This window comes from Haloferax sulfurifontis (assembly GCF_014635105.1).
Taxonomy (GTDB): domain Archaea; phylum Halobacteriota; class Halobacteria; order Halobacteriales; family Haloferacaceae; genus Haloferax; species Haloferax denitrificans.
Genome location: NZ_BMCI01000001.1, coordinates 161,219 through 185,002 on the forward strand (window position 1 = coordinate 161,219; position 23,784 = coordinate 185,002).

27 protein-coding genes and 1 tRNA gene are annotated in these 23,784 nt (G+C 67.9%); 17 read left to right on the forward strand and 11 right to left on the reverse strand.

What is annotated here, in order from left to right; all coding sequences use genetic code 11:
• Positions 1–186 precede the first annotated feature (186 nt).
• From IEV64_RS00880 to purF, 4 genes are all read left to right on the forward strand, one after another.
• A complete protein-coding gene (locus tag IEV64_RS00880) occupies positions 187–417 on the forward strand; it encodes an LSM domain-containing protein (protein WP_004042938.1) in 231 nt (76 codons plus the stop codon).
• The gene (locus IEV64_RS00885; RefSeq protein ID WP_004042936.1) at positions 414–590 is read left to right on the forward strand and encodes a 50S ribosomal protein L37e; all 177 of its coding nucleotides are present in this window, start codon (positions 414–416) and stop codon (positions 588–590) included. Before IEV64_RS00880 ends, IEV64_RS00885 begins: the two co-directional genes overlap by 4 nt.
• 96 nt (positions 591–686) lie before the next feature.
• The gene (locus tag IEV64_RS00890) at positions 687–887 is read left to right on the forward strand and encodes a hypothetical protein (RefSeq protein ID WP_188422907.1); all 201 of its coding nucleotides are present in this window, start codon (positions 687–689) and stop codon (positions 885–887) included.
• A 93-nt stretch (positions 888–980) separates the two neighbouring features.
• Positions 981–2,462 (forward strand): amidophosphoribosyltransferase, encoded by a 1,482-nt coding sequence (gene purF / locus IEV64_RS00895; protein WP_188422908.1) that lies wholly within the window; start codon positions 981–983, stop codon positions 2,460–2,462.
• 334 nt (positions 2,463–2,796) lie between these two features.
• Here the strand turns inward: purF and IEV64_RS00900 are convergent, their stop codons facing one another.
• Positions 2,797–3,357, reverse strand: coding sequence for a DUF420 domain-containing protein (locus IEV64_RS00900; RefSeq protein WP_007275190.1), 561 nt, complete (start codon positions 3,355–3,357; stop codon positions 2,797–2,799).
• Between the two features lie 143 nt (positions 3,358–3,500).
• Between IEV64_RS00900 and IEV64_RS00905 the strand changes: the two genes are divergently transcribed.
• The 4 genes from IEV64_RS00905 to IEV64_RS00920 all read left to right on the forward strand — a co-directional run bounded on the left by IEV64_RS00905 (position 3,501) and on the right by IEV64_RS00920 (position 7,082).
• A tRNA-Leu gene (locus tag IEV64_RS00905) sits at positions 3,501–3,585 on the forward strand.
• A gap of 498 nt (positions 3,586–4,083) precedes the next feature.
• On the forward strand, positions 4,084–4,605 hold the full coding sequence (locus tag IEV64_RS00910; protein ID WP_089777429.1) for a helix-turn-helix domain-containing protein: 522 nt from the start codon (positions 4,084–4,086) through the stop codon (positions 4,603–4,605).
• A gap of 35 nt (positions 4,606–4,640) precedes the next feature.
• Positions 4,641–5,837 (forward strand): alanyl-tRNA editing protein, encoded by a 1,197-nt coding sequence (locus IEV64_RS00915; RefSeq protein WP_188422909.1) that lies wholly within the window; start codon positions 4,641–4,643, stop codon positions 5,835–5,837.
• 99 nt (positions 5,838–5,936) lie between these two features.
• Positions 5,937–7,082 carry an acyl-CoA dehydrogenase family protein gene (locus IEV64_RS00920; protein ID WP_049920555.1) on the forward strand — a complete coding sequence of 382 codons (1,146 nt, stop codon included), beginning with the start codon at positions 5,937–5,939 and terminating at the stop codon, positions 7,080–7,082.
• Between the two features lie 33 nt (positions 7,083–7,115).
• Here the strand turns inward: IEV64_RS00920 and IEV64_RS00925 are convergent, their stop codons facing one another.
• The gene (locus tag IEV64_RS00925) at positions 7,116–7,529 is read right to left on the reverse strand and encodes a hypothetical protein (RefSeq protein WP_007275194.1); all 414 of its coding nucleotides are present in this window, start codon (positions 7,527–7,529) and stop codon (positions 7,116–7,118) included.
• Positions 7,530–7,604: 75 nt separating this feature from the next.
• Here IEV64_RS00925 and IEV64_RS00930 point away from each other — a divergent pair, with 75 nt between their 5' ends.
• The 3 genes from IEV64_RS00930 to IEV64_RS00940 all read left to right on the forward strand — a co-directional run bounded on the left by IEV64_RS00930 (position 7,605) and on the right by IEV64_RS00940 (position 9,221).
• Positions 7,605–8,159, forward strand: a complete 555-nt coding sequence (locus tag IEV64_RS00930; protein ID WP_188422910.1) for an HAD family hydrolase — start codon at positions 7,605–7,607, stop codon at positions 8,157–8,159.
• Between the two features lie 181 nt (positions 8,160–8,340).
• The gene (locus IEV64_RS00935; RefSeq protein ID WP_188422911.1) at positions 8,341–8,781 is read left to right on the forward strand and encodes a DUF7969 family protein; all 441 of its coding nucleotides are present in this window, start codon (positions 8,341–8,343) and stop codon (positions 8,779–8,781) included.
• A gap of 92 nt (positions 8,782–8,873) precedes the next feature.
• A complete protein-coding gene (locus IEV64_RS00940; RefSeq protein ID WP_188422912.1) occupies positions 8,874–9,221 on the forward strand; it encodes a hypothetical protein in 348 nt (115 codons plus the stop codon).
• A gap of 42 nt (positions 9,222–9,263) precedes the next feature.
• On the opposite strand, the gene IEV64_RS00945 is transcribed toward IEV64_RS00940, so the two are convergent.
• Both IEV64_RS00945 and IEV64_RS00950 read right to left on the reverse strand, forming a co-directional pair.
• On the reverse strand, positions 9,264–10,724 hold the full coding sequence (locus IEV64_RS00945; RefSeq protein ID WP_007275198.1) for an RtcB family protein: 1,461 nt from the start codon (positions 10,722–10,724) through the stop codon (positions 9,264–9,266).
• Positions 10,725–10,811: 87 nt separating this feature from the next.
• Entirely contained in the window at positions 10,812–11,222 is a 411-nt protein-coding gene (locus tag IEV64_RS00950) for an archease (protein ID WP_007275199.1), read from the reverse strand.
• Between the two features lie 175 nt (positions 11,223–11,397).
• Between IEV64_RS00950 and IEV64_RS00955 the strand changes: the two genes are divergently transcribed.
• From IEV64_RS00955 to IEV64_RS00965, 3 genes are all read left to right on the forward strand, one after another.
• The gene (locus IEV64_RS00955) at positions 11,398–11,874 is read left to right on the forward strand and encodes a GNAT family N-acetyltransferase (RefSeq protein ID WP_007275200.1); all 477 of its coding nucleotides are present in this window, start codon (positions 11,398–11,400) and stop codon (positions 11,872–11,874) included.
• A 107-nt stretch (positions 11,875–11,981) separates the two neighbouring features.
• Complete coding sequence (locus IEV64_RS00960; RefSeq protein WP_188422913.1) at positions 11,982–12,950, forward strand: sugar phosphate isomerase/epimerase family protein; 969 nt, start codon at positions 11,982–11,984, stop codon at positions 12,948–12,950.
• Positions 12,951–13,123: 173 nt separating this feature from the next.
• Positions 13,124–14,242, forward strand: coding sequence for a Gfo/Idh/MocA family protein (locus IEV64_RS00965; protein ID WP_188422914.1), 1,119 nt, complete (start codon positions 13,124–13,126; stop codon positions 14,240–14,242).
• A 51-nt stretch (positions 14,243–14,293) separates the two neighbouring features.
• On the opposite strand, the gene IEV64_RS00970 is transcribed toward IEV64_RS00965, so the two are convergent.
• From IEV64_RS00970 to IEV64_RS00980, 3 genes are all read right to left on the reverse strand, one after another.
• The gene (locus IEV64_RS00970; RefSeq protein ID WP_007275203.1) at positions 14,294–15,142 is read right to left on the reverse strand and encodes an eIF2B alpha/beta/delta subunit family protein; all 849 of its coding nucleotides are present in this window, start codon (positions 15,140–15,142) and stop codon (positions 14,294–14,296) included.
• 105 nt (positions 15,143–15,247) lie between these two features.
• Positions 15,248–15,484 carry a DUF5822 domain-containing protein gene (locus IEV64_RS00975; RefSeq protein ID WP_049920556.1) on the reverse strand — a complete coding sequence of 79 codons (237 nt, stop codon included), beginning with the start codon at positions 15,482–15,484 and terminating at the stop codon, positions 15,248–15,250.
• 132 nt (positions 15,485–15,616) lie between these two features.
• Positions 15,617–16,123 (reverse strand): type IV pilin domain-containing protein, encoded by a 507-nt coding sequence (locus IEV64_RS00980; protein WP_188422915.1) that lies wholly within the window; start codon positions 16,121–16,123, stop codon positions 15,617–15,619.
• Positions 16,124–16,279: 156 nt separating this feature from the next.
• Here IEV64_RS00980 and panB point away from each other — a divergent pair, with 156 nt between their 5' ends.
• On the forward strand, positions 16,280–17,089 hold the full coding sequence (panB, locus tag IEV64_RS00985; protein ID WP_188422916.1) for a 3-methyl-2-oxobutanoate hydroxymethyltransferase: 810 nt from the start codon (positions 16,280–16,282) through the stop codon (positions 17,087–17,089).
• 55 nt (positions 17,090–17,144) lie between these two features.
• Here panB and IEV64_RS00990 read toward each other — a convergent pair whose 3' ends face one another.
• Entirely contained in the window at positions 17,145–17,927 is a 783-nt protein-coding gene (locus IEV64_RS00990) for an alpha/beta fold hydrolase (protein WP_188422917.1), read from the reverse strand.
• Positions 17,928–18,189: 262 nt separating this feature from the next.
• Here IEV64_RS00990 and IEV64_RS00995 point away from each other — a divergent pair, with 262 nt between their 5' ends.
• Both IEV64_RS00995 and IEV64_RS01000 read left to right on the forward strand, forming a co-directional pair.
• Positions 18,190–18,441 (forward strand): Hsp20/alpha crystallin family protein, encoded by a 252-nt coding sequence (locus IEV64_RS00995; RefSeq protein ID WP_049917966.1) that lies wholly within the window; start codon positions 18,190–18,192, stop codon positions 18,439–18,441.
• Complete coding sequence (locus IEV64_RS01000) at positions 18,442–20,706, forward strand: CDC48 family AAA ATPase (RefSeq protein WP_007275208.1); 2,265 nt, start codon at positions 18,442–18,444, stop codon at positions 20,704–20,706.
• 378 nt (positions 20,707–21,084) lie between these two features.
• Here IEV64_RS01000 and bcp read toward each other — a convergent pair whose 3' ends face one another.
• The 3 genes from bcp to priS are packed head-to-tail and all read right to left on the reverse strand — an operon-like array spanning position 21,085 to position 23,714.
• Positions 21,085–21,543, reverse strand: a complete 459-nt coding sequence (gene bcp / locus IEV64_RS01005; RefSeq protein ID WP_007275209.1) for a thioredoxin-dependent thiol peroxidase — start codon at positions 21,541–21,543, stop codon at positions 21,085–21,087.
• A 36-nt stretch (positions 21,544–21,579) separates the two neighbouring features.
• Positions 21,580–22,560, reverse strand: coding sequence for a DNA replication complex subunit Gins51 (locus tag IEV64_RS01010; protein WP_007275210.1), 981 nt, complete (start codon positions 22,558–22,560; stop codon positions 21,580–21,582).
• A complete protein-coding gene (gene priS / locus IEV64_RS01015) occupies positions 22,557–23,714 on the reverse strand; it encodes a DNA primase small subunit PriS (protein ID WP_007275211.1) in 1,158 nt (385 codons plus the stop codon). The genes IEV64_RS01010 and priS overlap by 4 nt, the downstream gene beginning before the upstream one ends.
• Positions 23,715–23,784 lie beyond the last annotated feature (70 nt).

Consider the following 23,784-nt stretch of genomic DNA (forward strand, 5'->3'; position numbering starts at 1 on the left):
CTCACGGGGGGACTAAAAACTACGTGGGTTCACCGCGTCCGTACGCTCGCACCCGTGCGAGTCCCTCGCGCGATTCGCGGTCACCCGTCTGTTCGACGACGATTTCGCCCCCGAACGACCGGGTTCGAAGCGATTTCGCACTGTCGGTCCGGCACATTTAAGACAACTACGAGACGGATTTGATGCATGAGCGGCCGACCCCTCGACGTCCTCGAAGCGTCACTCGACGAGCCGGTGACGGTTCTCCTCAAGGACGGAAACGCGTACTTCGGCGTCCTCGCTGGTTACGACCAGCACATGAACGTCGTACTCGAAGAAGCGCTGGACGAAGACACCGTGCCCGGGGATATCGAACTCGAGCAAGTCCAAGACACAACCATTATACGCGGCGATAACGTCGTCACCATCAAAGCATGACGGGTGCAGGAACCCCCAGCCAAGGAAAGAAGAACAAGACGACGCACGTCAAGTGCCGTCGCTGCGGCGAGAAGTCCTACCACGTGAAGAAGAAGGTCTGCTCGTCTTGCGGCTTCGGTAAGTCGAAGAAGCGTCGGAGCTACGCCTGGCAGTCGAAGTCCGGCGACAACTAACGACTCTCGACGGTCTCCGACCGTCTCTGTCTTCTCTCTCGCCGTCTGCGGCGAGAACGAACCCGCGTTCCTGACTCCCGGTTCGTCCTCGCGTCCGTGACACTCGCTAGCACCGAGTACGTGTCCTCGACACTCGCCGACTGCGTGCGCTCTTCCTCGCGTGTCGTCGCCGCCGCGGTCGCCTTCGTCACTGTCTCTCCGACGAGCGCTGTCGTCATCTCTGCGACTACCAGCGTCGCCGTGGCTGTCGTCATCGCGCTTCGCCGCGTCGTCGCCCGCAGTTCCGTCGCACGCTGAGATGTGCACTCATGTGCATACTTTCCGGTTTCGGAACCCGTCGTTACTGCATAAGGACGGGTTTTTTACCCCCTCGACTCTCTATCATCTTCCATGGTAACTGGGCGGGACGACTCCCACCACCACATCGGCGGACCGACCGAGAAGTGCGGTGTCGTCGGCGTCGCACTCGGCGGTCGAGACGCCGCACGGCCCCTCTACTACTCGCTGTACGCCCTCCAGCACCGGGGCCAAGAGTCGGCAGGCATCGTCACCCACGACGGGTTCCAACAGCACAGTCACGTCCAGATGGGTCTCGTCGGCGACGCGTTCGACGCCGCCGACCTCGACGGCCTGAAGGGCGAGGCCGGCATCGGTCACGTCCGCTACCCCACCGCGGGCGACGTGTCGAAGTCGTGCGCCCAGCCGTTCGCCGTCTCCTTTAAGTCGGGGTCGCTCGGCCTCGCGCACAACGGCAACCTCGTCAACGCCGACGAACTCCGCGACGAACTGGAGAACTTCGGTCACGCCTTCACCTCCACGGGCGACACCGAGGTCATCGCCCACGACCTCGCGCGCAACCTCCTCGAAGAGGACCTCGTCCGCGCGGTCAAGCGGACCATGGAGCGCATCCACGGCTCGTACGCGCTCACCATCATGCACGACGAGACGGTTCTCGGCGTGCGCGACCCCGAGGGCAACCGACCGCTCTGCATCGGGAAAGTCGACGACGGCTACGTGCTCGCCTCCGAGTCTGCCGCCATCGACACGCTCGACGGCGAGCTCGTCCGCGACGTGAAACCGGGCGAGCTCGTCGTCCTCGACCCCGACGGAAGCGGCTTCGACTCGTATCAACTGGTCGAACGCGACAACACGGCCCACTGCTTTTTCGAACACATCTACTTCGCCCGCCCGGACTCCGTGATGAACGACACGCTCGTCTACGAGGTCCGCCGCGGACTCGGCCGGAAGCTCTGGGAGGAAAACGGCGTCGACACCGACGTGGTCATGCCCGTGCCCGACTCGGGCCGCGCGTTCGCCTCCGGCTACGCCGAGGCCGCACAGGAGGACGACGCGACGGTCGAGTTCGCCGAGGGGCTGATGAAGAACCGCTACGTCGGCCGGACGTTCATCATGCCGACCCAAGACGAACGCGAGCGCGCCGTCCGCCTCAAGCTCAACCCCATCAAGAGCACCGTCGAGGGGAAGTCCGTGACGCTCATCGACGACAGCATCGTCCGCGGGACGACGTCGAACCAGCTCGTCCAACTGCTGTACGACGCCGGCGCGACCGAGGTCCACATGCGCATCGGCGCGCCGCCCATCGTCGCGCCCTGCTACATGGGCATCAACATGGCCACCCGCGAGGAACTCATCGCCTCGGACAAGTCCGTCGAGGAGGTCCGCGACACCATCGACGCCGACAGCCTCGGCTACCTCTCTATCGACGCCGTCGCCGAAGTGCTCGAAAAGTCCCGCGCCGACCTCTGTCTCGGTTGCGTCACCGGCGAGTACCCCTACGACATCGACGGCGAGGAGACCGACCGCGACGTGAGTCGCCCCGTCGTCGGTGCCGAAGCGCCGCTGAGCGACTGAGTTCCACTCGTCTCGTCCCCCCGACCTATCGCTCCGCCTGACAGTCACCGAGAGCCTCGATAGCATAATCAACGCGGCCTTTCTTTTCTCTCGCGCCCGTCGTTCGATTCGCACTCCGACTCGCCGAGGACCGGGTTGCGAGCGGAGTACGGAGTGCGAATCGACGGGGTGGTGTAACACCGCGGGAGGGCCCGCACATCCCGTCTCTGTGACCTGCCGGTCGCACCGCGTACTACCGCCCGTCCGCACCGGCCCTCGGGCCGCGCGCCCGCCGCGGGCGTCGGACGGGTACTCCCTTTGAACGGCCGAGCGGCGGTGCTCGCCGACTCCCGCCTCAGTAGACGACGTAAAGGAGGGCGTAGACGACGTTTCCGAGGACGAACGAGACGAGCCACAGCGAGGCGGCGACGCGGCCGAACCGGGCGTGCTCGGTGCCGAAGACCTCCGTTATCGGCCGCGTCAGCGCCAACAGCAGGACGTAGTAGACGACGGGAACGCAGACGACGGCGAGGAGGATGTGAATCGCCAGCGTCGGGAGGTAGACGAACTGGTAGACCGCGTCGGGGCCGGGGAACTCCGCGGTCCCCTGCACGACGACCTTGTAGAGATAGAGGACGAGGAACGTCGCAAAGAGGAGAAAGGAGGCGAGCATCATGCGCCGGTGGCGCTCGATTTCGCCGCGGCGGACGAACCGGACGCCGGCGAGGATGGTGACGATGGCGACGGTGCTGATGACCGCGTTGACGTGCGGAATCGCGTTCAGCGCGGCCGCCGGCGCGGTCGGAATCGCGGCGCGGGGAATCGCGCCGAGCGCCGCGCCGAAGACGAGCGCGAGCGACAGCACCGAGAGGAGAGCGGTCAGTCCGCGGACGTGGTCGCGTGCTCGGAACTCCATGGGCGTATTCCGGGGCCGCGAGGCCAAAATCGTTCTGTCGCCCGCCCGCGGCACGACGCCTGCAAACGCCCGACATTGCCGAGTCGAAAGGAAAGTCATTTAAATTACCGCGGGGTAACGGAGAGTGCAGTAAGACACAGCGAGCGTGGGTAGCCAAGCCAGGCCAACGGCGCAGCGTTGAGGGCGCTGTCCTGTAGAGGTCCGCCGGTTCAAATCCGGTCCCACGCATCGCAAGATGCAGGTGACGTCCCTACACGGACATCACCCACGCACAATCCTTCCACGAAACTACACCCCGAGAGGTTCGCCTCTCTGGATTTCTCTGAACTGCTACTCCGACAGTGTTGAAGGCGCTGTCCTGTAGTGGTCCGCCGGTGAGAATCCGGCTCGCCGGATTCGAACGTCGAGACGAGCGAAGCGAGTCTCGGAAGTTCAAATCCGGTCCCACGCATCGCATGTGCGGACTCACAGTCCGCAATGAGGCGGCGTAGCCGCCGAATGATGCAGGTGACGTCCCTACACGGACATCACCCACGCACAATCCTTCCACGAAACTACACCCCGAGAGGTGCGCCTCTCTGGATTTCTCTGAACTGCTTTCTGGTAGGAATATCTCTCCGAGCGACTCGCTATTCACCGACCAGCGACCGCATCGGCTCCGACTTCGGACACCCGCAGTCGCCCCCGTGCCGCGAGTTTAAAAGGGTCGAACGAGTAACACGGGGCATGGCCAAGTACTCGACGAACCGGGGCGGTGGCGGCGGTGACGGCGACAGCTGCGAACTCTGCGGCCGAAGCACCGCGAAGCTCCGGCGCGCGAACGTGGCCGGCGCGGACCTGTTGGTCTGTCCGGACTGCGCGCCGCACGGCGAGAACCGCCACGCCGACCGAAAGAGCGGGTCGAGTGACACCTCCCGGGACGGTTCCTCGGGGAACCGAAAGAAGCGCGCCGCCCAGCGGACGGCGAAGATGTACGACAGCGCGAAGGGCGACTCCAAGCACTGGGAGGAGAAAGGGACGAACTACGAGAAAGACCGGCTTCCCTACCTCGTTTCCGGCTACGGCGGCGTCGTCGAATCCGCCCGGCAGGACGCCGGCCTCCAACTCGCCGAGCTCGCCGACGAACTCGACCTCGACGAGAAGCAACTGCTCGCCATCGAGCAGGGCCGCGCCACGCGGGCGAACGTCGGCGGGTCGGCCATCCGCGCGCTCGAAGAGCGCCTCGACGTGACCCTCGTCGACGAGTAGCACGATTTTTCTCGGTCGGGCGTCTCGACGCGCACATGTCCGACTCACTCGCACCCGAGTCGCCGACGGTCCGGGCGTTCGACGCGACGGTGACGCGCGTCGACGGTCGGTCGGTCACTCTCGACGAGACGTACTTCTACCCCGAAGGCGGCGGCCAGCCCGCGGACCGGGGCGTTCTCGGCGGCGTCGATATCGAACACGTCCGCACGGACGCCGACGGCGCGGTCGTCCACGACCTCGCGGCGGACCCCGATTTCGGCGTCGGCGACGAGGTGACGGGCGTCGTCGACGACGACCTCCGAACGTACTGCATGCGGGCCCACACCGCCAGTCACGTCCTCTACGGCGCGGGTCGCCGCATCTTCGACGACCTCGGCTACGGCGGCTTCGACATCTCCGCGGAGAAGGTCCGCGTCGACTTCGAGACCTCGACCGAGATCGACGACGACGCGCTCGTCGAACTGGAGCGCCTCGTCAACCGGGCGGTGTGGGACAGCCGCGAGGTGTCGTGGGAGGAGATTCCCGTCGCGGAGGCCCGCGAGCGCGAGGAAATCGCGTTCAACGTCAAGACCGAGGAGGGGGTCTTCGCCGACGCTGACGAGGTCCGCGTCGTCTCCATCGACGGCTGGGACTGGGCGGCCTGCGGCGGAACGCACGTCTCGAACACCGTCGAAATAGGACCGGTCGAGGTGCTCGGTCGGTCGAACCCCGGCGAGGGACTCACCCGGGTCGAGTTCGCGGTCGGTCCGTCGGCCATCGACCGCCGCGCCGAGGTCCGAACGTCCGCCTACGAGGCCGCCCGAGCGCTCGGGACGAACCTCGATGGGCTGGGGGAGTCGGCCGCCGGAACCGCGGCCGCCCGCGAGGAACTGGAGTCCGAACTCGCCGACCTGAAATCCGAAGTCCTGCGCGCTCGCCTCGCGGACTTCGAGACGGTCGAGCGCGACGGGCTGACGTGGAACGTCGGCGCGGTCTCCGGCTTCGACGCGAACGAGGTCGGCGAGGCCGCCAAGGAGGCCCGCGACGGAGCCGACGTAGACGTGTTCGTCGCCGTCGGCGAGTCCGACGCGCCGTTCGTCGTCGTCGCCAGCGCCGGCGACGCGGCCGCCGGGGACGTCGTCGCCGAGGTGACAGACGAGTTCGGCGGCGGTGGCGGCGGTGGGCCGACCTTCGCGCAGGGCGGCGGCCTCGGCGCGCCGGCCGGCGAGGTACTCGCGTACTTACGCGACTGAGCGACGCCCCGCGGAGCGGCCGAGTCTGTCCCGTGCTGACGCCCAACGAACGTCCGGCGGTTCGATCATCTTTTTCAATGATGGTCCGTACTCAACACCATGGAAACCGTAGGGTCTGCCACGGGTCTGACCGACGAGCAACGGGCCATCCGCGACGTGGTCCACGAGTTCGCCGTCGAGGAGATTCGCCCGACCGCACGCGAGGCCGACGAGACGGAGACGTTCCCGGAGGACGTGTGGGACGGTCTCGCCGAACTCGACCTGACCGGGCTGACCGTCCCCGAGGAGTACGGCGGGTTCGGCGCGGACCGCGCCACCTACGCCGTCGTCAACGAGGAGGTCGCCTACGGCCAACTCGCCGTCGCCACGGCGCTTTCCGTGCACTGTCTCGCCACCGAGTGCATCGCCGAGTTCGCCACTGACGAGCAGAAAGAGACGTGGCTCCCCGAGATGGCCCGCGGCCGGCCGGTCGGCATGTTCGCCCTCTCCGAACCGGACGCCGGGTCGAACCCGGCGGAGATGTCGACAGTCGCCCGGCGTGAGGGTGACGAGTACGTCATCAACGGGAAAAAGCAGTGGATAACGAACGGCCAGCGCGGCGGCGTCTGCGTCCTCTTCGCCAAGACCGACCCCGACGACCCCTCGTCGGTCACGCAGTTTCTCGTCCCGGAATCGGCCGGCTACGAGGTCGGCAAGAAAGAGGAGAAACTCGGCCTCCGCGCGTCCGACACGACGGCGCTCCGCTTCGACGACGTGCGCATCCCGGCCGAAAACCGGCTCACCGAGGAGGGCAAGGGCCTCTCTGCGGCCTTCCGAATCCTGACCGGCGGCCGCATCGGCATCGCCTCGCAGGCCGTGGGACTCGCGCAGGCCGCGCTCGACGACGCCATCGACTACGCGAACGAGCGCGAGCAGTTCGACAAGCCCATCTCGAAGATTCAGGCGATTCGCCACAAAATTGCCGACATGGGCACGCAGGTCCACGCCTCGCGGATGCTCGTCCGCGAGGCCGCCCGCGTCGCCGACGCCGGTGACGACCCGCGGACCGCGGCGTCTATCGCGAAGTACTTCGCCAGCGAGGCCGCGGTCGACGTGACCAACGAGGCCGTGCAGGTCCACGGCGGCTACGGCTACACGACCGACTTCGACGTGGAGCGTTACTACCGCGACTCGAAGATTACGACCATCTACGAGGGGACCAGCGAGATTCAAAAGGAAATCATCGCGCGGTCGCTCCTCGACTGAACCGACGGCCCGACCTGCTTTTTCACCTGTCGCTCACGGACTCCGAGCGACCGTCGGGAGCCCTCGCTCGCGGACCACGTCGACGGCGGCGACGCCCGCGAGGAGGACGCATCCGAGAAGCGTCACCCACGCGCCGGCCGCCGAGACGAACGTCTCGTCCCACAGCTGGATGAACCGCAGGACCGCGACGGTGCCGACGACGCCGACGACGAGTTCCGCGCGGCGGGAGCGCCGTCCGGCAAGCGCGGCGAGAGAAAGCACGACGACCGTCGGGAGGAGGACGATGCCGTGAACGAGTTCCAGCCCGTTTCCCATGCCGCCGTAGTAGACTGAGATGACCGGCCCCTCGTGGGCCGGGTCGACCTGTATCCACGGGAGGAAGACGCCGGCCGCGACGACGAGCGACGGGAGGACCGGCGCGAGGCGTTCGCGGAACGGGGATGCCATATCGGAGGCGACGCCGGGTTTCCGTATAGGCCTTCTCCCGAAGCGTCTTTTCCCCGCGGCGCCCTACTGCGGGCAATGACGCTCCCCGACCTCTCGGCGTTCGACGCGGTCGTCTACGACCTCGACGGGACGCTCGTCGACCTCCGCGTCGACTGGAACGACACCGCCCGCGACGCCGCGGCCGTCCTGCGAGACGCCGGCGTCGACGCTGACTCGATGGACCTCTGGAAGATGCTCGACGCGGCCGACGAGGCGGGCGTCCGCGACGAACTGGAGCGGGAAATCGCGGCACACGAGCGGGAGGGCGCGTGGGTCTCCGACCGCCTCCCGCTCGCGGACCACCTCGCCGACGACGGCGTCCCCTCCGGCGTCTGCTCGCTCAACGCCGAGGACGCCTGCCGGGTCGCGCTCGACGTGCACGACCTCGCGGCTCACGTCGACGCCGTCGTCGGCCGCGACACCGTGGCGACGCAGAAGCCCGACCCGGAGCCGTTGCTCACGACGCTCGAACGCATGGCGGTCGGCCCCGACTCGGCCGTGTTCGTCGGCGACTCGGCCCGCGACGAGGTGACGGCCGACCGTGCCGGCGTCGCGTTCAGATACGTCGACGGCGGTCCATCCGGCGTCTGAGCGGAGTGGCAGAACGAAACGGGGCGCGAACAGGCGGCACGGCCGCTCCGCCGGGCGGCGTGCCGCGCTCCCGCGTCTCGCCCGGCGGCGATGCTCAACGCACGGGGACGCTGGCCGCGGCATTCGAGATAAACCTCCGTTTCGGCGCGGGCGTTAAGCCCGCCGAGTCCTACGCTCACCCATGGGATTTCCGGTCTCGTACTACTGTCCGCACTGCGGCGCGGTCGTCGAACTCGAACGCGACGGCTACCTGGCCGACAAGTCGGTGACGCCGTACCCCCTCGAAGGCTGGGCGTACGCCGACCCGACCGACGACTTCGAAGACACCGAGGGCGTCCGGTTCGTCTGCGGCGAGGGCGAGCGTGAAGGTGAGGGCGAAGGAGAGAGCGATTCGCCCCTGTCGTGGACCGGCGACGTGGTCGACGCCGACGACGTGGAGCGCCCCGGATTGGCGTCGCCGTGCGGCCGCGAGTTCTACCTCTCGTTCGTCAGGTACGAAGACGGCCGCGAGGTCGAGGCGGTCCCCGAAAGCGACTACGTCGTCATCGGCGGGGGAGGCCCGTCCGGTCCGTCGGGCCCACGAGGTCCGGACGCGGGGCCGCGCGGTCCCGACGGGTTCTGAGTCTTCGGGAGCCTCCGCGCCCGCGACGTACGTCCGACTCGTGCGAACGCGCGTCACTCCGTATTCAATAGCTCACGCGTCGACTATCTATCATGGTTCCCATTCAGTCCTCCTTCGGCCTCGGCGACGTGCTGTTCTTCGTGCCGTTCGTCGCCCTCGCCGTCGTCGTCTTCGCGTTCGCCGGCGCGGTGGTCTACCTCGAACACAGAAAGGAGATGGCGCTCATCGAGAGCGGCCACTACGACGAGGTCGACCGCGACCCGCGGGCGTGGATTCTCGGCGGCGGCCTGCTCGTCCTCGCTATCGGCCTCGGGAGCGTCGTCTCGGCGCTCCTCTCGGGGGGCGCGGTCGGCGACGGCGCGACCGCGGTGTTCGTCGGCCTCGCGGCGCTCGCGTACTACTTCTACAAGCGCCGCGCGGTCGGAACGACCGTCGCCTGAGCCGCGGACACGGGTCAGGTCGGGCCGTGTCGGGTCGGCGACTCAGCCCTTGATGTTGCAGACGGGGAACGTCCGCGCGACCTTGTCGCCGATGCCCAGTTCGTCGGAGACGCGGACGACTTCGTCGACGTCCTTGTAGACGCCCGGCGCTTCTTCGGCGACCGTCGCGCCCGACTGGGCCTTCACGTATATCTTCTCCTGCTCGCGGAGTTCGTCTCGCACCGTCTCGCCCCAGTACTCCTGTTTCGCCTTGGTTCGGCTCATGAGCCGGCCCGCGCCGTGGGCCGTCGAGCCGAAGGTGAGGTCGAGCGACCGGTCGCCGCCGCGGAGGACGTAGCTCCCCGCGCCCATGCTCCCGGGGATGATGACCGGCTGGCCCACGTCGGCGTAGGCGGGCGGGAGTTCGGGTCGGCCCGCGGGGAACGCCCGCGTCGCGCCCTTCCGGTGGACGTAGAGTTCGCGCTCCTCGCCGTCGACTTCGTGGACCTCCTTCTTGGCGATGTTGTGGGCGACGTCGTACAACAGGCGCATCTCCATGTCGCGCCAGTCGCGGTCGAACACGTCGGCGAACACCTCGCGCGTGCGGTGCATGATGAGCTGTCGGTTCACCCACGCGAAGTTGATGGCGGCGCACATCGCGCCGTAGTACTCCTCTGCGAGTTCGGAGCCGGCGGGCGCGGCCGCGAGCTCCTTGTCCGGCAGGTCGTCGAGCAGGTCCTTGTGTTCCTTCTCGATGCGCCGGAGGTAGTCGGTGCAGGTCTGGTGGCCGAGCCCGCGCGAGCCGCAGTGGATGAGCACGACGATTTGGTCGGCTTCGAGGCCGAACGACTCGGCCACGTCGTCGCGGTAGATGTCGGTGACGCGCTGGACTTCGAGGAAGTGGTTTCCGGAGCCGAGACTGCCGATTTGGTTGCGGCCGCGGTCTTTCGCCTTCTGGGAGACGAACTCGGGGCGGGCGTCGTCGCGGAAGCCCTCGTCCTCGCAGTGGGCGAGGTCGTCGTCCGTGGCGTAGCCGGCGTCGACCGCCCAGCGCATCCCGCGGGCGAGGATGTCCTCGATGGTCTCGGCGTCGCCCTTGACGACGCCGCCGCCGCCGAGGCCAGAGGGGACGGCCTCGAACAGGGCGTCGACCAGTTCCTCCTCGTGGCCCCGGAGGTCCTCGTAGGTGAGGTTCGTCGTCATCATGCGCACGCCGCAGTTGATGTCGTAGCCGACCGCGCCGGGCGAGATACAGCCGTCCGTGGTGTCGGTCGCGCCGACGCCGCCGACGGGGAAGCCGTAGCCCTGGTGGCCGTCGGGCATACAGATGGCGTGGTTGGCGATGCCCGGCAGGTGGGTCGCGTTCCGGAGCTGTTCGAGCGTCTTGTCGTCGCCGATGTGGTCGAGCAACGCCTCGGAGGCCAGCACCCGCGCGGGGGCGTTCATCTCGCCCTCCTGCGGAATCTCCCAGACGTGCTCGCGAACCCGTCGCAGTTCGATGTCGCCGAACTCGCGCGTTTCCATACGCGGACAATCGACGCGGCGACTCAATAGGATTCCGTCACGCCGCGAGCGCCCGCGGCGCGCCGCGCGGCCGTCGGCGACGACGACTCACACGTCGAAGACGACGTACGCCTCCCAGCCGGCGTCGGTCTCCGCCAGCCGCATCTCGGAGTAGGTGACGGCCTTCACGTCGCGGGCGTCCACGTCGGCGAACGGGACGCCCCGCGCGGACGCCTCGACGACCCACTCGTCGCCCTCCCGCCGGACGGTCGCCTCGTGGGCCGCGGGGAGGACGCCGCGCACGTCGCGCTCGTAGATGAGTTGGTCGAGGTAGTCGAACAACAGCGCCTCGCGGCCCTCCGCGCGGACGGAAAACGAAAAGCGGTCGCCCGTCTCGGCGGGGTCGTCGCACATCGCGGCGGTGAGCCCGTCGGCGACGGCGGCGAAGACGCCACCGAGGCTCTCGCCGTCGGCCTCGACGGCCACGTCGGCGGTGTGGTCGCGGAGCGTAAATCCCATAGCTGAGTGAGTGCGGCCGCCGACCCTCGTCCTTTCGGTCGCCGACGACTGTGCGTCCGGCGGCCGCTGACCCGCGCGCTTCGTGTCGGAAAGCTATCGAGTCGGCCGGCGGCGACTGCGTCCGGACGTCCGTACGGACGGTGGAGTTATATTCTCGCTCCGGTTACGACGGGATGTGAGCGTCAACGTGGAGATGCGGGTCGACGCCCCCGGCCAGCGCGAGTACGCCGAGGAGGCGTGGGACCTGAAAGAGCGGATTCGGGTCGAAGAAGGCCTCCTGAAACAGCGACGGGGCTTTTTCATGGACGCCTACCGCCGGTCGAACACGTATCTCCTCTACGAGAACGACGCGCTCGTCGCGTTCGCCTCCACGCGGCGCGACGGCTACATCCTCTTTCTCGCGGTCTCGCCCGACGCCCGCGGCGAGGGCTACGGCAAGCGCCTCGTCGCCGAGGTCGCGGACGAACACCCGGTCGTGACCTGTCACGCCCGGACGACGAACACGAACGCCCTCGACTTCTACGAGCGGATGGGCTTCGAGGTCCGCCGCCGCATCGACAACTACTACGAGGACGGCGGGGCCGCGTTCTACCTCCGACTGGGCGAGGAAGCCGGCCTCAGAGAGAAGCTTTCGGAGTTCCTCCGCCGGTAGTCGACCGACTGCGACCGTTCGACGCCGATTCGAGAGCGGCCGCGCCGGCCTCGCTCCCCTTGCGCGTATCCTTAATTTTTATTCACTTCCTAGTATATATGGGTGATATGTACATCGGAGTGCTCACCGTCCCGCTCGGAGACGAACCCCTCGACGACGCGCTCGACTATCTGTCGGGTATCGGCGTCGACGGCGTCGAACTCGGCGTCGGCGGCTGGCCCGGCGAGGACCACGTCGACCGAAGCGCCCTCGTCGCGGACGAGGACGCACAGGCCGCCCTCCTCGATTCGGTCGAGAGCCGAGACCTGCAAATCAGCGCGCTCGCGACGCACAACAACCCGCTCCACCCCGACGAGGAGACGGCCGCCGAGGCCGACACCGAACTCCGCGAGGCAATCGAACTCGCGGACGCCCTCGACGTGAACACCGTCACCTGTTTCTCGGGGCTCCCCGCCGGCGGGCCGAACGACGAGGTGCCGAACTGGATTACCGCGCCGTGGCCGACCGAGCACGCCGACGCCCACGACTACCAGTGGGAGGTCGCCGTCGACTACTGGTCCGACCTCGCCGCCTTCGCCGACGACCACGGCGTCGACATCGCCATCGAGATGCACCCGAACATGCTCGTCTACGAGCCGACGGGCATGCTGAAGCTCCGCGAGGCGACGAACGAGCGCATCGGCGCGAACTTCGACCCCTCGCACCTCTACTGGCAGGACATCTCCATCACCGACGCGATTCGGTTCCTCGGCGAGGAGGACGCCATCCACCACTTCCACGCGAAGGACACGAAGGTCTACGAGTCCGAGTCGCGCATCAAGGGCGTCCTCGACACGACCTCCTACGCGGACACCGCCGACCGCTCGTGGCTGTTCCGCTCTATCGGCTACGGCCACGGCGAGAGCCACTGGAAGGACGTGGTCTCGACGCTCCGGATGGTCGGCTACGAGGGCGCGCTCTCCATCGAACACGAGGACGCGCTCACATCGTCTAAGGAGGGCCTCGAAAAGGCCGTCGACGTGCTCTCGCGCGCCGTCTTCGAGACGCAACCCGGCGACGCCTACTGGGCGGAGTAATTCATGACTGACAAACTTTCCGTCGGCGTCCTCGGTTACCGCTTCAGGCCCACCTGTTTCCGGTTCGGGGCCGCGTCGCGACCCGCTCACCGCAAAAATCTGGACCAAAAACTGCCGCGAGACTCGGCCTCCGGCCTCGCTCGCGGTACCGCATCGAGCACGGAGGTGGCACAATGACTGAACCACTCACCGTCGGCGTCCTCGGTTACCGATTCATGGGGAAGGCGCACTCCAACGCGCTCGCCCGCCTGCCGATGTTCTTCCCCGACGCGCCCGACGTGGAGCGCTCGGTCATCGTCGGCCGCGACGAGGAGGCGCTTTCCGACGCCGCCGACCGCTTCGGCTTCGAATCGACGGCGACCGACTGGCGCGACGTGGTCGACGACGTGGACGTGTTCTACAACCTCGGGCCGAACCACCTCCACGCCGAGCCCTCTATCGCCGCGCTCGAAGCCGGTGCCAGCGTCTTCTGCGAGAAGCCGCTCGCGCCGACGCTCGACGAGGCCGAGGCGATGCGCGACGCCGCCCGCGCGGCCGACGGCGTCGCCGGCTGTGCGTTCAACTACCGGTTCGTGCCCGCAATCCGGTACGCGAAGGGACTCATCGAGGACGGCGAACTCGGCGATATTCGACACGTCCGCGGGCGCTACTTACAGGACTGGCTCGTCGACGCCGACGCGCCGTGGACGTGGCGCATGGACGAAGACGCCGCCGGCTCCGGCGCGCTCGGCGACCTCGGCGCGCACACGGTCGACCTCGTTCGGTTCCTCGTCGGCGACCGCGCCGGCGACATCGAACGCCTCTCGGGGCATCTCCAGACGTTCGTCGACGAGCGACCCGTCCCCGGCACGGACGAGTACAAGCCCGTCACCGTCGACGACGCCTACACCGCGCAGGCCGAGTTCGAAAACGGCGCGGTCGGGAGCTTCGAGGCGTCTCGATTCGCCGACGGCCACAAGAACGACCACACCATCGAGATTCACGGCTCCGAGGGGAGCCTGCAGTTCTCGCTCGAACGCCTCAACGAACTGGAGGTGAAAACCGGCGACGCCCGCGGCTACGAGACGGTGCTCGTCACCGACGAGACCGACCCCTACCTCGACCACTGGTGGCCGCCGGGCCACGTCCTCGGCTGGGAGCACACGTTCGTCCACGAGAACTACGAGTTCCTGTCGACGGTCGCCGAGGACGGCGACTTCTCGCCGTCGTTCGAGGACGGCTACGAGGTCCAGAAAATCCTCGACGCCATCGAGCGCTCCGACGAGGCCGGCGAGTGGGTCAGCCTCGGCTGACGGGGCGGACGGAAGGAAATCGACCCGAACCGCGGGCGACCCGCCGCCCGCTCAGAACTCGATGACGCCCTCGTCGGTGATGACCTCGTCGATGAGGTCGACCGGCGTGGCGTCGTAGGCGGGGTTCTCCAGTTCGATGCCCTCGACGGGTTCGAGCATGACCTCGCTGGGCGAGCGAATCTCGTTTTCGAAGCGGAAGCCGCCGTCGACGACCTTCGCGCCCGAGCCGACGACCGTGACCGGCACGCCGACCTCGTTGGCGGCGGCGACGAGCGGGAACGTCCCGATGCGGTTGTAGAGCGTCTCCTCGACGATGCAGTCCATGCCGATGATGACGCGGTCGCACTTCGGGAGGAACATCCCCGACGCGCCGTCGACCATCAGGTGCGGCTCGACGTCGTCGATGGCGGCGAGTTCGCGCGCGAACTTCCGGCCGAGGAAGCGCGGGCGGGCCTCCGTCACGTAGGCGGTGAGTTCCGCCCCGTCGGCGACGGCGAGTTCGACGGCCTCCATGACCGTCGAGGAGTAGTCGTGGGTGAGGAACGTCTGGCCGTCCTCGATGGTCGCGGCCGCCTGTTGGGCGGCGCGGCGCTTGCCCGTCTCGACGTTCTCGACCACGCGGTCGATGGTCGACAGGGTGAGCTCCCGCGCCTCGTCGAGGTCGTCGACCTCGCCTTGGACGCTGTGAAGCACGTCCTGCAGGGCGTTGTACAACGACGCGTGCGACGGGTTCGCCCGCTTGAGCGCGCTGACGTTGCGTTCGAGGTCGCGTTCGAACTCCTCGACGGTCGCGTAGTCGCGCTCGGTCAGTTCCGCGAGCGCCCGCGTGGCCTTGACGGCGACGACCGAGGAGCTGTGCGTCTGCATCTCGCGAATCTCCTCGATGGTCTCGTCTATCATACGAGAACGTCGCCGTATCGTGTGAAAGAGTTTCCGGGAGCGGACGACGCCGCCGACACCGTCGCCGTTGCGGGCGCGGCCCCGCGGTCGGCCCGCGGGTCGGCCTCAGTCCTCCGCGTCGATGTCGGTGTCCAACTCGGCTTCGGGGGGCGTCCCGCCGTCGCCCGCGTTGGTCCGCTTTGCGTAGACGAACAGGGCGACGGCGGTGACGAACCAGATGACCGCGCCGACGCGGACCGCGAACTCGGCGCGCGCGCCCCACGTCTGGAGCCCGGCGTTAATCGAGAGGACCGCGACGATGGGCGAGCCGACGAGAATCGTCGTGACGAACGTCATCTGCATGACCCACCCGTAATCGACGCCGTCCGGATTCGAGCGCTCGACTGGTTGCACGGGTAGCAGTATCACGGCGACGGCTAATGCGTGCCGGTTCCCGCTCGCGGCGCGCGGGTCCGACGCCCCGACCGTCGGCGCTCAGCAGGCGGCGCTCGTCGAGGTGGGGTCGGTCGGAACCTCGTAGTCGACGAGGACGCTCGACGACCCGTCTTCGTGTTCGATGACGACCCGGTAGTGCTGGCCCGCCTCGCAGATGGGCCGGAGCGCGCTGTCGGAGCCGGCACCGTCGATATGGGCGTACTCGCCCGCGGGACCGACCGTCTCGCCGCCGGTCCACACGTCCTCCCACGCGATGCGGTTGTTGGCGTCGTCGGCGACGAACACCCGACTGCCGTCTTCGATACTGCCGAACTCGTGGGTGATGTTGATGTACGCGCCGTTCGCGCCGTTGCCCGGGCCGTCGGGGTGGTAGGCGACGTCGAACGACACTTGCGGTTGCGGCTCGGAGAGCACGTCTTCGAACCCCATCACCATCACGCCGACCATCGCGGCGAGGAGGACGACGATGACGACGAGAAGCGAGACGCCGACGACCGGGGAGATGCCGCGGGACGAGCGGCGTCCGGAGGGTGACAAAGCGGGCATGCGTCGTTCGCACAGGCGCGTTCCTCTAAGTAAAGTGTTACTTCGACCGCAGGTCGGGGCGGCCCGCGCGGACGCCGCGGGCTGACGCGGGCCGGACGACCCGCGTTCGGCGACGCGCAAGGGTAACCTGATAACGCAGACCCGCGAACGGCACGCATGGTCACGGTACGGTCCATTCGGGCGAAGGCTGGTAGCGAGCCCATCACGATGCTCACGGCGTACGACGCGCCGACCGCGGGCGTCGTCGACGAGGCGGGCGTCGACGTCATCCTCGTCGGCGACAGCATGGGTAACACGGCGCTCGGCTACGACTCGACGCTCCCGGTAACCGTCGAGGACGTGGCGAGCCGGACCGCCGCGGTGGCGCGCGCGGCCGACGACGCCCTCGTCGTCGCCGACATGCCCTTCCTCTCAGTCGGCGTGGACGAGGCGTCGAGCGTCGAACACTGCGGCCGGATGCTCAAGGAGGCCGACGCCGACGCCGTCAAACTCGAATCCGGCCCGCACACCGTCGAACTGACCGAACACCTCGTCCGACTCGGCGTCCCCGTGATGGCCCATCTCGGACTGACGCCCCAGCGCGTCAAGGAGGTCGGCTACGGCAGGCAGGGCACCGACCGCGACGACGCACGGGAGATTCTCGACCTCGCGAAGGCCCACGCCGACGCGGGCGCGTTCTCGCTCGTCCTCGAACACGTCCCGGCGAACCTCGCGAAACAGGTCACGGCGGCCATCGACATCCCGACAATCGGCATCGGCGCGGGCCCCGACTGCGACGGGCAGGTGCTCGTCGTCGACGACGTGGTCGGCATGAGCGACCGCACCCCGCCCTTCGCGGCCCGGTTCGGCGACGTGAAATCGGAGATGGAGAAGGCGGTCGGCGCGTACAGAGACGCCGTCGAAGCCGGCGAGTTCCCGGCCGACGAACACAGCCACGTCGAAGACGACCTCGACGAACTGTACTGAGGAGGACCGTCACCGACACCCCCGCTCGCGTCCGGTTGCGGCGACCTGCGACGACCTACGCGACGCGGCGGTCGAGGAACGACTTCACGGCCTCGTTGAACGCCGCCGGCCGTTCGAGCATCGCCAGATGCGCGGCGTCCCCGACCGTTTCGAGTTCGCAGTCGGGCATCGTCTCCGCGAGGTACTCGTGGTACGACGGCGGCGTGAGGCGGTCGTACTCACCGACGAGCGCGAGCGTCGGAACCGAAATCTCGCCCACCTCGTCGCGCACGTCGAAGGTGTGACACGACAGGAAGTCGCGGCGGGTGACGGCCTGCCCGGCGTCGTACATCGCTTCTTTTGAGCCCTCGACGAGTCGCTCGTCGTCGGCGTGGAACAGTTTGTCCTCGCCGTGGAGGAAGGAGACGGCGCGGTCGAAGTCGTCGTCGAGCCAGTTCAGCAGGTCCGAGAGCACGGCGAGTTTCGCGCCCGTGCCCGCGAGGACCAGCGCGTCGAGGTCGAGGTCGCGTTCGAGCGCGAGCGTCAGGGCGACCGCGCCGCCGAGGGAGTTGCCGACGAGGACGCTCGCGTCCGTCGCCTCGGCCACGGCGACCACGTCGTCGACGTAGGCCGACAGCGCCTCGTAGCCGGCGTCGGCGTCCACGTCGTCGCTGTCGCCGTGGCCGCTCAGGTCGAGCGCGACCGTCGGGTAGTCGCTCGCGAGGCGGAACTGACCGCGCCAGACCCCGTGCGCGCCGCCGCTACCGTGCACACAGAGGACCGTCGGTCCCTCTCCCCCCGCGTCGCGGTATCGATAGGCTGTCTCCCGTCCGTGGTGGTCCACCGAAGCCGTCTCCATGCCTCGAAACTGGTCGCCGCGAGCCAATAAACCCCCACGCCGGCACCGAGTTTCGGGGGCGGGGCGAAGCGGCCGCGAAGCGGCCGACCGTGCGGCCCCCTGCCGAGGCCACTAGTTTGACGTTACTCCGCCGCGAACTGTACGGTGAGGCGTGGCGACTGTGAACCGCAATTCAACCGAAACGCGAGATATCGGTGTCGTCACCCGATTTGCTGGGAAAAGACTTATATACTTAAAACGCTAACTTTAGGTTAGACTTACAATGAGCATGCAACAGTTCGCCGGCGGGAACGAGCGGTTCATTCGCCGGTACGAATACGAAGACAGCTGGGTCATCGCGGCCGACGTGGGTCTCTCGGAAGACGAGATCGACGTGGACATCGTCGGGTCGACGGCCATCGTCGTGGCCGACACCGGCGACCGCGTGACCGAGACGGAGTTCGAACTCCCCGCCGGCGGCGACGCCGACGTGTCGGTTCGAAACGGCGTGCTCACCATCACCCTCACCAAGTAAATGAAACTCATCGTCAAACCCCTCAAGCAGAAGGACGCCGGCCGCGGGCTCGCCGCCATCGACCGAGCCGCGGCCGCGGAACTCGACCTCGAAGGCGGGGATTTCATCCGCATCGACGGTCCGAACGACGGGACCGCCATCGCCCGCGTCTGGCCCGGCTACCCCGAAGATCAGGGGACGGGCATCATCCGCATCGACGGCCGCCTCCGCCAGCAGGCCGGCGTCGGCATCGACGAGCGCGTCGACGTGGAGAAAGCGGACGTGAAGCCCGCAAAGCGCGTCACCATCGCGCTCCCGCAGAGCCTCCGCATCGGCGGCAACATCGGGACGTACATCCGCGACAAGCTCTCGGGCCAGCCGGTCGCGCAGGGCCAGAGCGTCCAGCTCCCGCTGGGCTTCGGCTTCATGAGCGCGTCGAACCAGTCGGTGCCCATCAAAATCGCGTCGACGGACCCCGACGGGACCGTCGTCGTCACCGACAACACCGAGTTCCAAGTGAGCCAGAAGCCCGCCGAGCAGATTACGGACGCCGCGCCGGGCGACGACGGCGGCCCCTCCGTCACCTACGAGGACATCGGCGGCCTCGACAAGGAGCTCGAACAGGTCCGGGAGATGATCGAACTCCCGATGCGACACCCCGAACTGTTCAAGCGCCTCGGCATCGAGCCGCCGAAAGGCGTCCTCCTGCACGGCCCGCCGGGCACGGGGAAGACCCTCATCGCGAAGGCCGTCGCCAACGAAATCGACGCCTCGTTCCACACCATCTCCGGCCCGGAGATCATGTCGAAGTACTACGGGGAGTCCGAAGAACAGCTCCGCGAAATCTTCGAGGAGGCCACGGAGAACTCGCCGGCCATCGTCTTCATCGACGAGATAGACTCCATCGCGCCCAAGCGGAGCGAGGCCGGCGGTGACGTGGAACGCCGCGTCGTCGCCCAACTGCTGTCGCTCATGGACGGACTCGACGAGCGCGGCGAGGTCGTCGTCATCGGCGCGACCAACCGCGTGGACGCCATCGACAACGCGCTCCGCCGCGGCGGCCGCTTCGACCGCGAAATCGAAATCGGCGTGCCGGACCGCGACGGCCGCAAGGAGATCATGCAGGTCCACACGCGGAACATGCCGCTGACCGACGACGTCGACCTCGACGAATACGCCGACAGCACCCACGGCTTCGTCGGGGCCGACCTCGAGTCGCTGGCCAAGGAGTCGGCGATGCACGCCCTGCGGCGCATCCGGCCACAGCTCGACCTCGACGCCGAGGAGATAGACGCCGAGGTGCTGGAGGGCCTCAAAGTCACGGAAGACGACTTCAAGCAGGCGCTCAAGAGCATCGAACCCTCGGCGCTCCGCGAGGTGTTCGTCGAGGTCCCCGACGTGACGTGGGAGGACGTGGGCGGACTCGAACCCACCAAAGAGCGCCTCCGCGAGACCATCCAGTGGCCCCTCGAATACCCCGAGGTGTTCCAGCAGATGGACATGGACGCCGCCAAGGGCGTCCTGATGTACGGCCCGCCGGGCACGGGGAAGACCCTGCTGGCGAAGGCCGTCGCCAACGAGGCGGAGTCGAACTTCATCTCCATCAAGGGCCCCGAACTCCTGAACAAGTTCGTCGGCGAGTCCGAGAAGGGCGTCCGCGAGGTGTTCAAGAAGGCCCGCGAGAACGCCCCGACGGTGGTGTTCTTCGACGAAATCGACTCCATCGCGACCGAGCGCGGCCGCGACTCGTCGAGTTCGGGCGTCACCGAGCGCGTCGTCTCCCAACTCCTCACCGAACTCGACGGTCTCGAAGCGCTCGAAGACGTGGTCGTCATCGCGACGACCAACCGGCCGGACCTCATCGACTCGGCGCTCCTGCGCCCCGGTCGCCTCGACCGCCACGTCCACGTGCCCGTGCCCGACGAGGAGGCCCGCCGCGCCATCCTCGACGTGCACACCCGCAACAAGCCGCTCGCGGACGACGTGAACCTCGACAAAATCGCGTCGAAGACCGACGGCTACGTCGGTGCCGACCTCGAAGCGCTCGCCCGCGAGGCGTCGATGAACGCCTCCCGCGAGTTCATCCGGAGCGTCGAGAAAGAGGACATCGGCGAGAGCGTCGGCAACGTCCGCGTGACGATGGAGCACTTCGAGGACGCCCTCGACGAAATCGGCGCGAGCGTCACCGACGACGTGCGCCGCCGCTACGAGGAAATCGAAGAGCGCTTCCAGAAGAGCGAGGTCGAACGCGACCGCGAGACGGAAGTCGGCCGCACCTTCCAGTAAGTCTCTCGGGGGCGTCGATCGGCCCGCGCGAACTCCCGCGCGGCCCGTACGACGCCACGGTTCCGACGATTTTTCGAACTCGACCCGTCGAGCGGCGGCGCTGTCGACGGCGAATCGGCCGCGGTCCCCGGCCAGTCCGTCGGTTAGTTCGCGGCGACTGTTCGAGCGCCGCCCGCCCGACAGGGCACCGCGACCGTCACGTTCATATCACTCCCGTCTGCTACGTAGTGGTACGCGGTTCTCGTGATACGAAATAATCAACGAGTTCTACGTTCATTTCATCGGAAATGCGGTGTGTCTCCCGTCGTTTGTAAAGAATGTACTCGGTCGGTAGTTGTCAGTTGGGCGCGAGGGGGCGAGGAGTGACCGGCCGACCGCTCAGCCGTCGAGGTCGGCGAGGATTTCGTCGGCGTGGCCGTCGGGCGAGACGCCCTCGTAGACCCGTTCGACGGTTCCGTCGGGGCCGACGAGGTAGGAGTTTCGGAAGACGCCGTCGAACGTCTTGCCGAACATGTTCTTTTCGCCGTAGGAGTCGTACGCCGAGGAGACGCTTCCGTCTTCGTCCGATAGGAGCGTGAACGGGAGGTCGTACTTCTCGGCGAACGAGTCGAGGTCCGAGACGGGGTCGTCGCTGATGCCGAGGACCGTCGCGTCGCGGTCTTCGAACTCGTCCCACGAGTCGCGGAAGCCGCAGGCCTCGGTGGTACAGCCCGGCGTGTCGGCGCGCGGGTAGAAGTAGACCACGACGTGCTCGCCGCGGAAGTCGGACAGCGAGACGAGGTCGCCGTGCTGGTCGGGCAGTTCGAAGTCGGGGGCGTCGTCGCCGGGTTCGAGCATAGCCACCAGTTCAGGCGGCGGGGAGAAGGGTCTTTCTCAGTCGAGTTTCTCGGCCGCGCCGCGCTCGACCAGCGGGTCGGCGTTGGCCGCCGGGAGCGTCACCACGTCCTCGGTGGCGAGGTCGTACTCGCGGTCGTCGACGCCGAGGATGGTCCCCACGTCGGCGGTGATGCGCACCGTCTCGCGCTCGTCGGCGAGGCCGGAAAGCGGGTCGTCCGCGGACGGCTCCACCGCGTCGGCGTCGCCCGCCGATGGGGCCGTGGTCTCCGAGTCGGGTTCGTCCGGCGGAATCGCGGGGTCGGAGTCCGTCGGATTGGAATCCACGGACTCGGAATCGGCGGAGACCGCGGCGGCCTCCGGGGCCGGTCGGTCGGCCCCCGTCTGCGTCGCCGACTGCGCGTCCGAGGCGTCGTCGCCGGTCCCGCCGCCCATCGCGTCAGCGAGCACGTCGCCCGCGGCCGAGTCGGCGGTGGCGGCCTCAGGGCCGTTGGCGTCGGCTCCGGTGCCAGCCGGCGCGGTCTCCGGGTCGGGTTCGTCCGGCGGAATCGCCGGGCCGGAATCGCCGGGCGCGTCCGGCTCCGCGGTCGTCACGTCGGTCGCCGACACGGCGTCGCGCGGGGAGTCGGCGGCCGACACGTCTTCGAGCGCGGACAGCACCGTCCCGCGGTTCTCCTCGATGCGGTCGACGAGGTCGTCGAACAGCCGCTTTTCCTCGCGGGTCAGCCCGTCCGTCTCGGAGGACATCCCCGCGGCCGCGAAGCTCGCGGCCTTGACGACCTTGCCGACGCGGCGCTCGTAGATGGAGGTGACGACCTCCTCTGCCGTCTCAATTTCGTCCGTGAGCCGCCGGATCTCCGGCGAGTAGTGGGTGCCGAGCTGTTCGGCCTTCTCCTCGCGTGTCGCCTTCTGCTCGGCGATGAACTCCGCGACGTCCTCGTAAAACGACTCGCGGAGGTGCTGTAAGCTGTCTTTCTGTCGCTCCGTCCGAAGCACGCTCCTGAGGTCGTCTACGTTCATTCTGTCACCTTCTCGGCTCGACCGCGAGTCATGAGAAACACGCCGAGGCTCTCGTCTACCGACTGCACGCCGGAGTCGAGTGTAAAGCTATCGCCGTCGAACTCGACCGCGCCGGGGTCGGTCACTCTCACGGCGATGTCGCGGCCGCGGAAGCGGTCCGGCACCGCGTCGGAAAGCGGGTCGAAGTCGTCGATATCGTCGCGGTCGAGCGGTTCGACGACGAGTCCCGACCCGCCGTGGAGGCTCTTGGGGAGACGAATCAGCCGCTTCGTGTCGGTCGTTACGGGTTCGTCTATCGGCGAGGTCTCGTCTTCGACGGTCTCGTGTGCGAGCGCCTCGACCAGCGTCCGGACGCCCGGGCCGCCGGCCTCGACGTTGCCCTCGCGGACGGCGTCGGGGTTGGTGCGGAACGCGCCGAGAATCGTCTTCGCGCGCCCGTCGCCGATGCCGTCGAGTTCCTTCAGCCGCGAGAGCGCGGCGTCTTCTTCCATCTCCAACAGCGCGTCCACGAACTCGAGGAGTCGCTCGTGGGTCCGCCGCCCCCACCCGCCTTCGGTCCGGAGGACGCGCTGGGTCGTCGTCCCGTGCTGTCGCGTCTCGATGAGCGCGTCGAAGTCGAGGTCGATGGCGCGGATGTAGTCGACCACCTCGCGGCGGGCCTCGCTGTCGAGGCCGCGGACCGACTCGTCGCGCACGTGGACGTGGTAGCCGCGGCCGCCGGAGAACACCGCCTGCATCTCTTCGAACGCGAAGTCGTCTTCGAGGAGGTCCAAGAGGTCCAACAGGGCTTCCTTCCCGGCGTCGAGCATGTCGGCGTAGCCCGTCGTCTCGGGGTCGACGCCGGGGAGGTGGTCCGCGTCGATGTCGAACACGAGGTCCGCCTCGCGCCAGCCTTTGTCGTCCATCGACCCCGCGCCGGGGTCCGCAAACCGGGCCGACGAGAAGTAGACGTGCCGGGGCGCGCTCCGGGCGAGGTAGTCCGAGAGGTCGCCGAGGTCGAGAAGCGACTGGTGGCGGTGCATCCGCGTGCCGCCGGCCGACCACGGGATGACGCCCCACTCTCGTTCGCCCGGGGCGGGCGGGAGCGGAACGTCGGTGCTCCGGTAGTAATCGCCGAAGCGACCTTCGAGGTACTCGCGAGTGCGCCCGTCCATACACCTCGGGTTCCGGAGGCGCGGGTAAAGCGATTACGTCTCCGCGCGTCCGTGGTCGTTTCTCTCACCG

What these genes read in the sequence shown, in the direction of transcription:
- IEV64_RS00880 (WP_004042938.1), top strand. Translation starts at nt 187, where the DNA reads ATGAGCGGCCGACCCCTCGACGTCCTCGAAGCGTCACTCGACGAGCCG.
- IEV64_RS00885 (WP_004042936.1), top strand. Translation starts at nt 414, where the DNA reads ATGACGGGTGCAGGAACCCCCAGCCAAGGAAAGAAGAACAAGACGACG.
- purF (WP_188422908.1), top strand. Translation starts at nt 981, where the DNA reads ATGGTAACTGGGCGGGACGACTCCCACCACCACATCGGCGGACCGACC.
- IEV64_RS00900 (WP_007275190.1), bottom strand. Translation starts at nt 3,357, where the DNA reads ATGGAGTTCCGAGCACGCGACCACGTCCGCGGACTGACCGCTCTCCTC.
- IEV64_RS00910 (WP_089777429.1), top strand. Translation starts at nt 4,084, where the DNA reads ATGGCCAAGTACTCGACGAACCGGGGCGGTGGCGGCGGTGACGGCGAC.
- IEV64_RS00915 (WP_188422909.1), top strand. Translation starts at nt 4,641, where the DNA reads ATGTCCGACTCACTCGCACCCGAGTCGCCGACGGTCCGGGCGTTCGAC.
- IEV64_RS00920 (WP_049920555.1), top strand. Translation starts at nt 5,937, where the DNA reads ATGGAAACCGTAGGGTCTGCCACGGGTCTGACCGACGAGCAACGGGCC.
- IEV64_RS00925 (WP_007275194.1), bottom strand. Translation starts at nt 7,529, where the DNA reads ATGGCATCCCCGTTCCGCGAACGCCTCGCGCCGGTCCTCCCGTCGCTC.
- IEV64_RS00930 (WP_188422910.1), top strand. Translation starts at nt 7,605, where the DNA reads ATGACGCTCCCCGACCTCTCGGCGTTCGACGCGGTCGTCTACGACCTC.
- IEV64_RS00935 (WP_188422911.1), top strand. Translation starts at nt 8,341, where the DNA reads ATGGGATTTCCGGTCTCGTACTACTGTCCGCACTGCGGCGCGGTCGTC.
- IEV64_RS00940 (WP_188422912.1), top strand. Translation starts at nt 8,874, where the DNA reads ATGGTTCCCATTCAGTCCTCCTTCGGCCTCGGCGACGTGCTGTTCTTC.
- IEV64_RS00945 (WP_007275198.1), bottom strand. Translation starts at nt 10,724, where the DNA reads ATGGAAACGCGCGAGTTCGGCGACATCGAACTGCGACGGGTTCGCGAG.
- IEV64_RS00950 (WP_007275199.1), bottom strand. Translation starts at nt 11,222, where the DNA reads ATGGGATTTACGCTCCGCGACCACACCGCCGACGTGGCCGTCGAGGCC.
- IEV64_RS00960 (WP_188422913.1), top strand. Translation starts at nt 11,982, where the DNA reads ATGTACATCGGAGTGCTCACCGTCCCGCTCGGAGACGAACCCCTCGAC.
- IEV64_RS00965 (WP_188422914.1), top strand. Translation starts at nt 13,124, where the DNA reads ATGACTGAACCACTCACCGTCGGCGTCCTCGGTTACCGATTCATGGGG.
- IEV64_RS00970 (WP_007275203.1), bottom strand. Translation starts at nt 15,142, where the DNA reads ATGATAGACGAGACCATCGAGGAGATTCGCGAGATGCAGACGCACAGC.
- IEV64_RS00975 (WP_049920556.1), bottom strand. Translation starts at nt 15,484, where the DNA reads ATGCAGATGACGTTCGTCACGACGATTCTCGTCGGCTCGCCCATCGTC.
- IEV64_RS00980 (WP_188422915.1), bottom strand. Translation starts at nt 16,123, where the DNA reads ATGCCCGCTTTGTCACCCTCCGGACGCCGCTCGTCCCGCGGCATCTCC.
- panB (WP_188422916.1), top strand. Translation starts at nt 16,280, where the DNA reads ATGGTCACGGTACGGTCCATTCGGGCGAAGGCTGGTAGCGAGCCCATC.
- IEV64_RS00990 (WP_188422917.1), bottom strand. Translation starts at nt 17,927, where the DNA reads ATGGAGACGGCTTCGGTGGACCACCACGGACGGGAGACAGCCTATCGA.
- IEV64_RS00995 (WP_049917966.1), top strand. Translation starts at nt 18,190, where the DNA reads ATGAGCATGCAACAGTTCGCCGGCGGGAACGAGCGGTTCATTCGCCGG.
- IEV64_RS01000 (WP_007275208.1), top strand. Translation starts at nt 18,442, where the DNA reads ATGAAACTCATCGTCAAACCCCTCAAGCAGAAGGACGCCGGCCGCGGG.
- bcp (WP_007275209.1), bottom strand. Translation starts at nt 21,543, where the DNA reads ATGCTCGAACCCGGCGACGACGCCCCCGACTTCGAACTGCCCGACCAG.
- IEV64_RS01010 (WP_007275210.1), bottom strand. Translation starts at nt 22,560, where the DNA reads ATGAACGTAGACGACCTCAGGAGCGTGCTTCGGACGGAGCGACAGAAA.
- priS (WP_007275211.1), bottom strand. Translation starts at nt 23,714, where the DNA reads ATGGACGGGCGCACTCGCGAGTACCTCGAAGGTCGCTTCGGCGATTAC.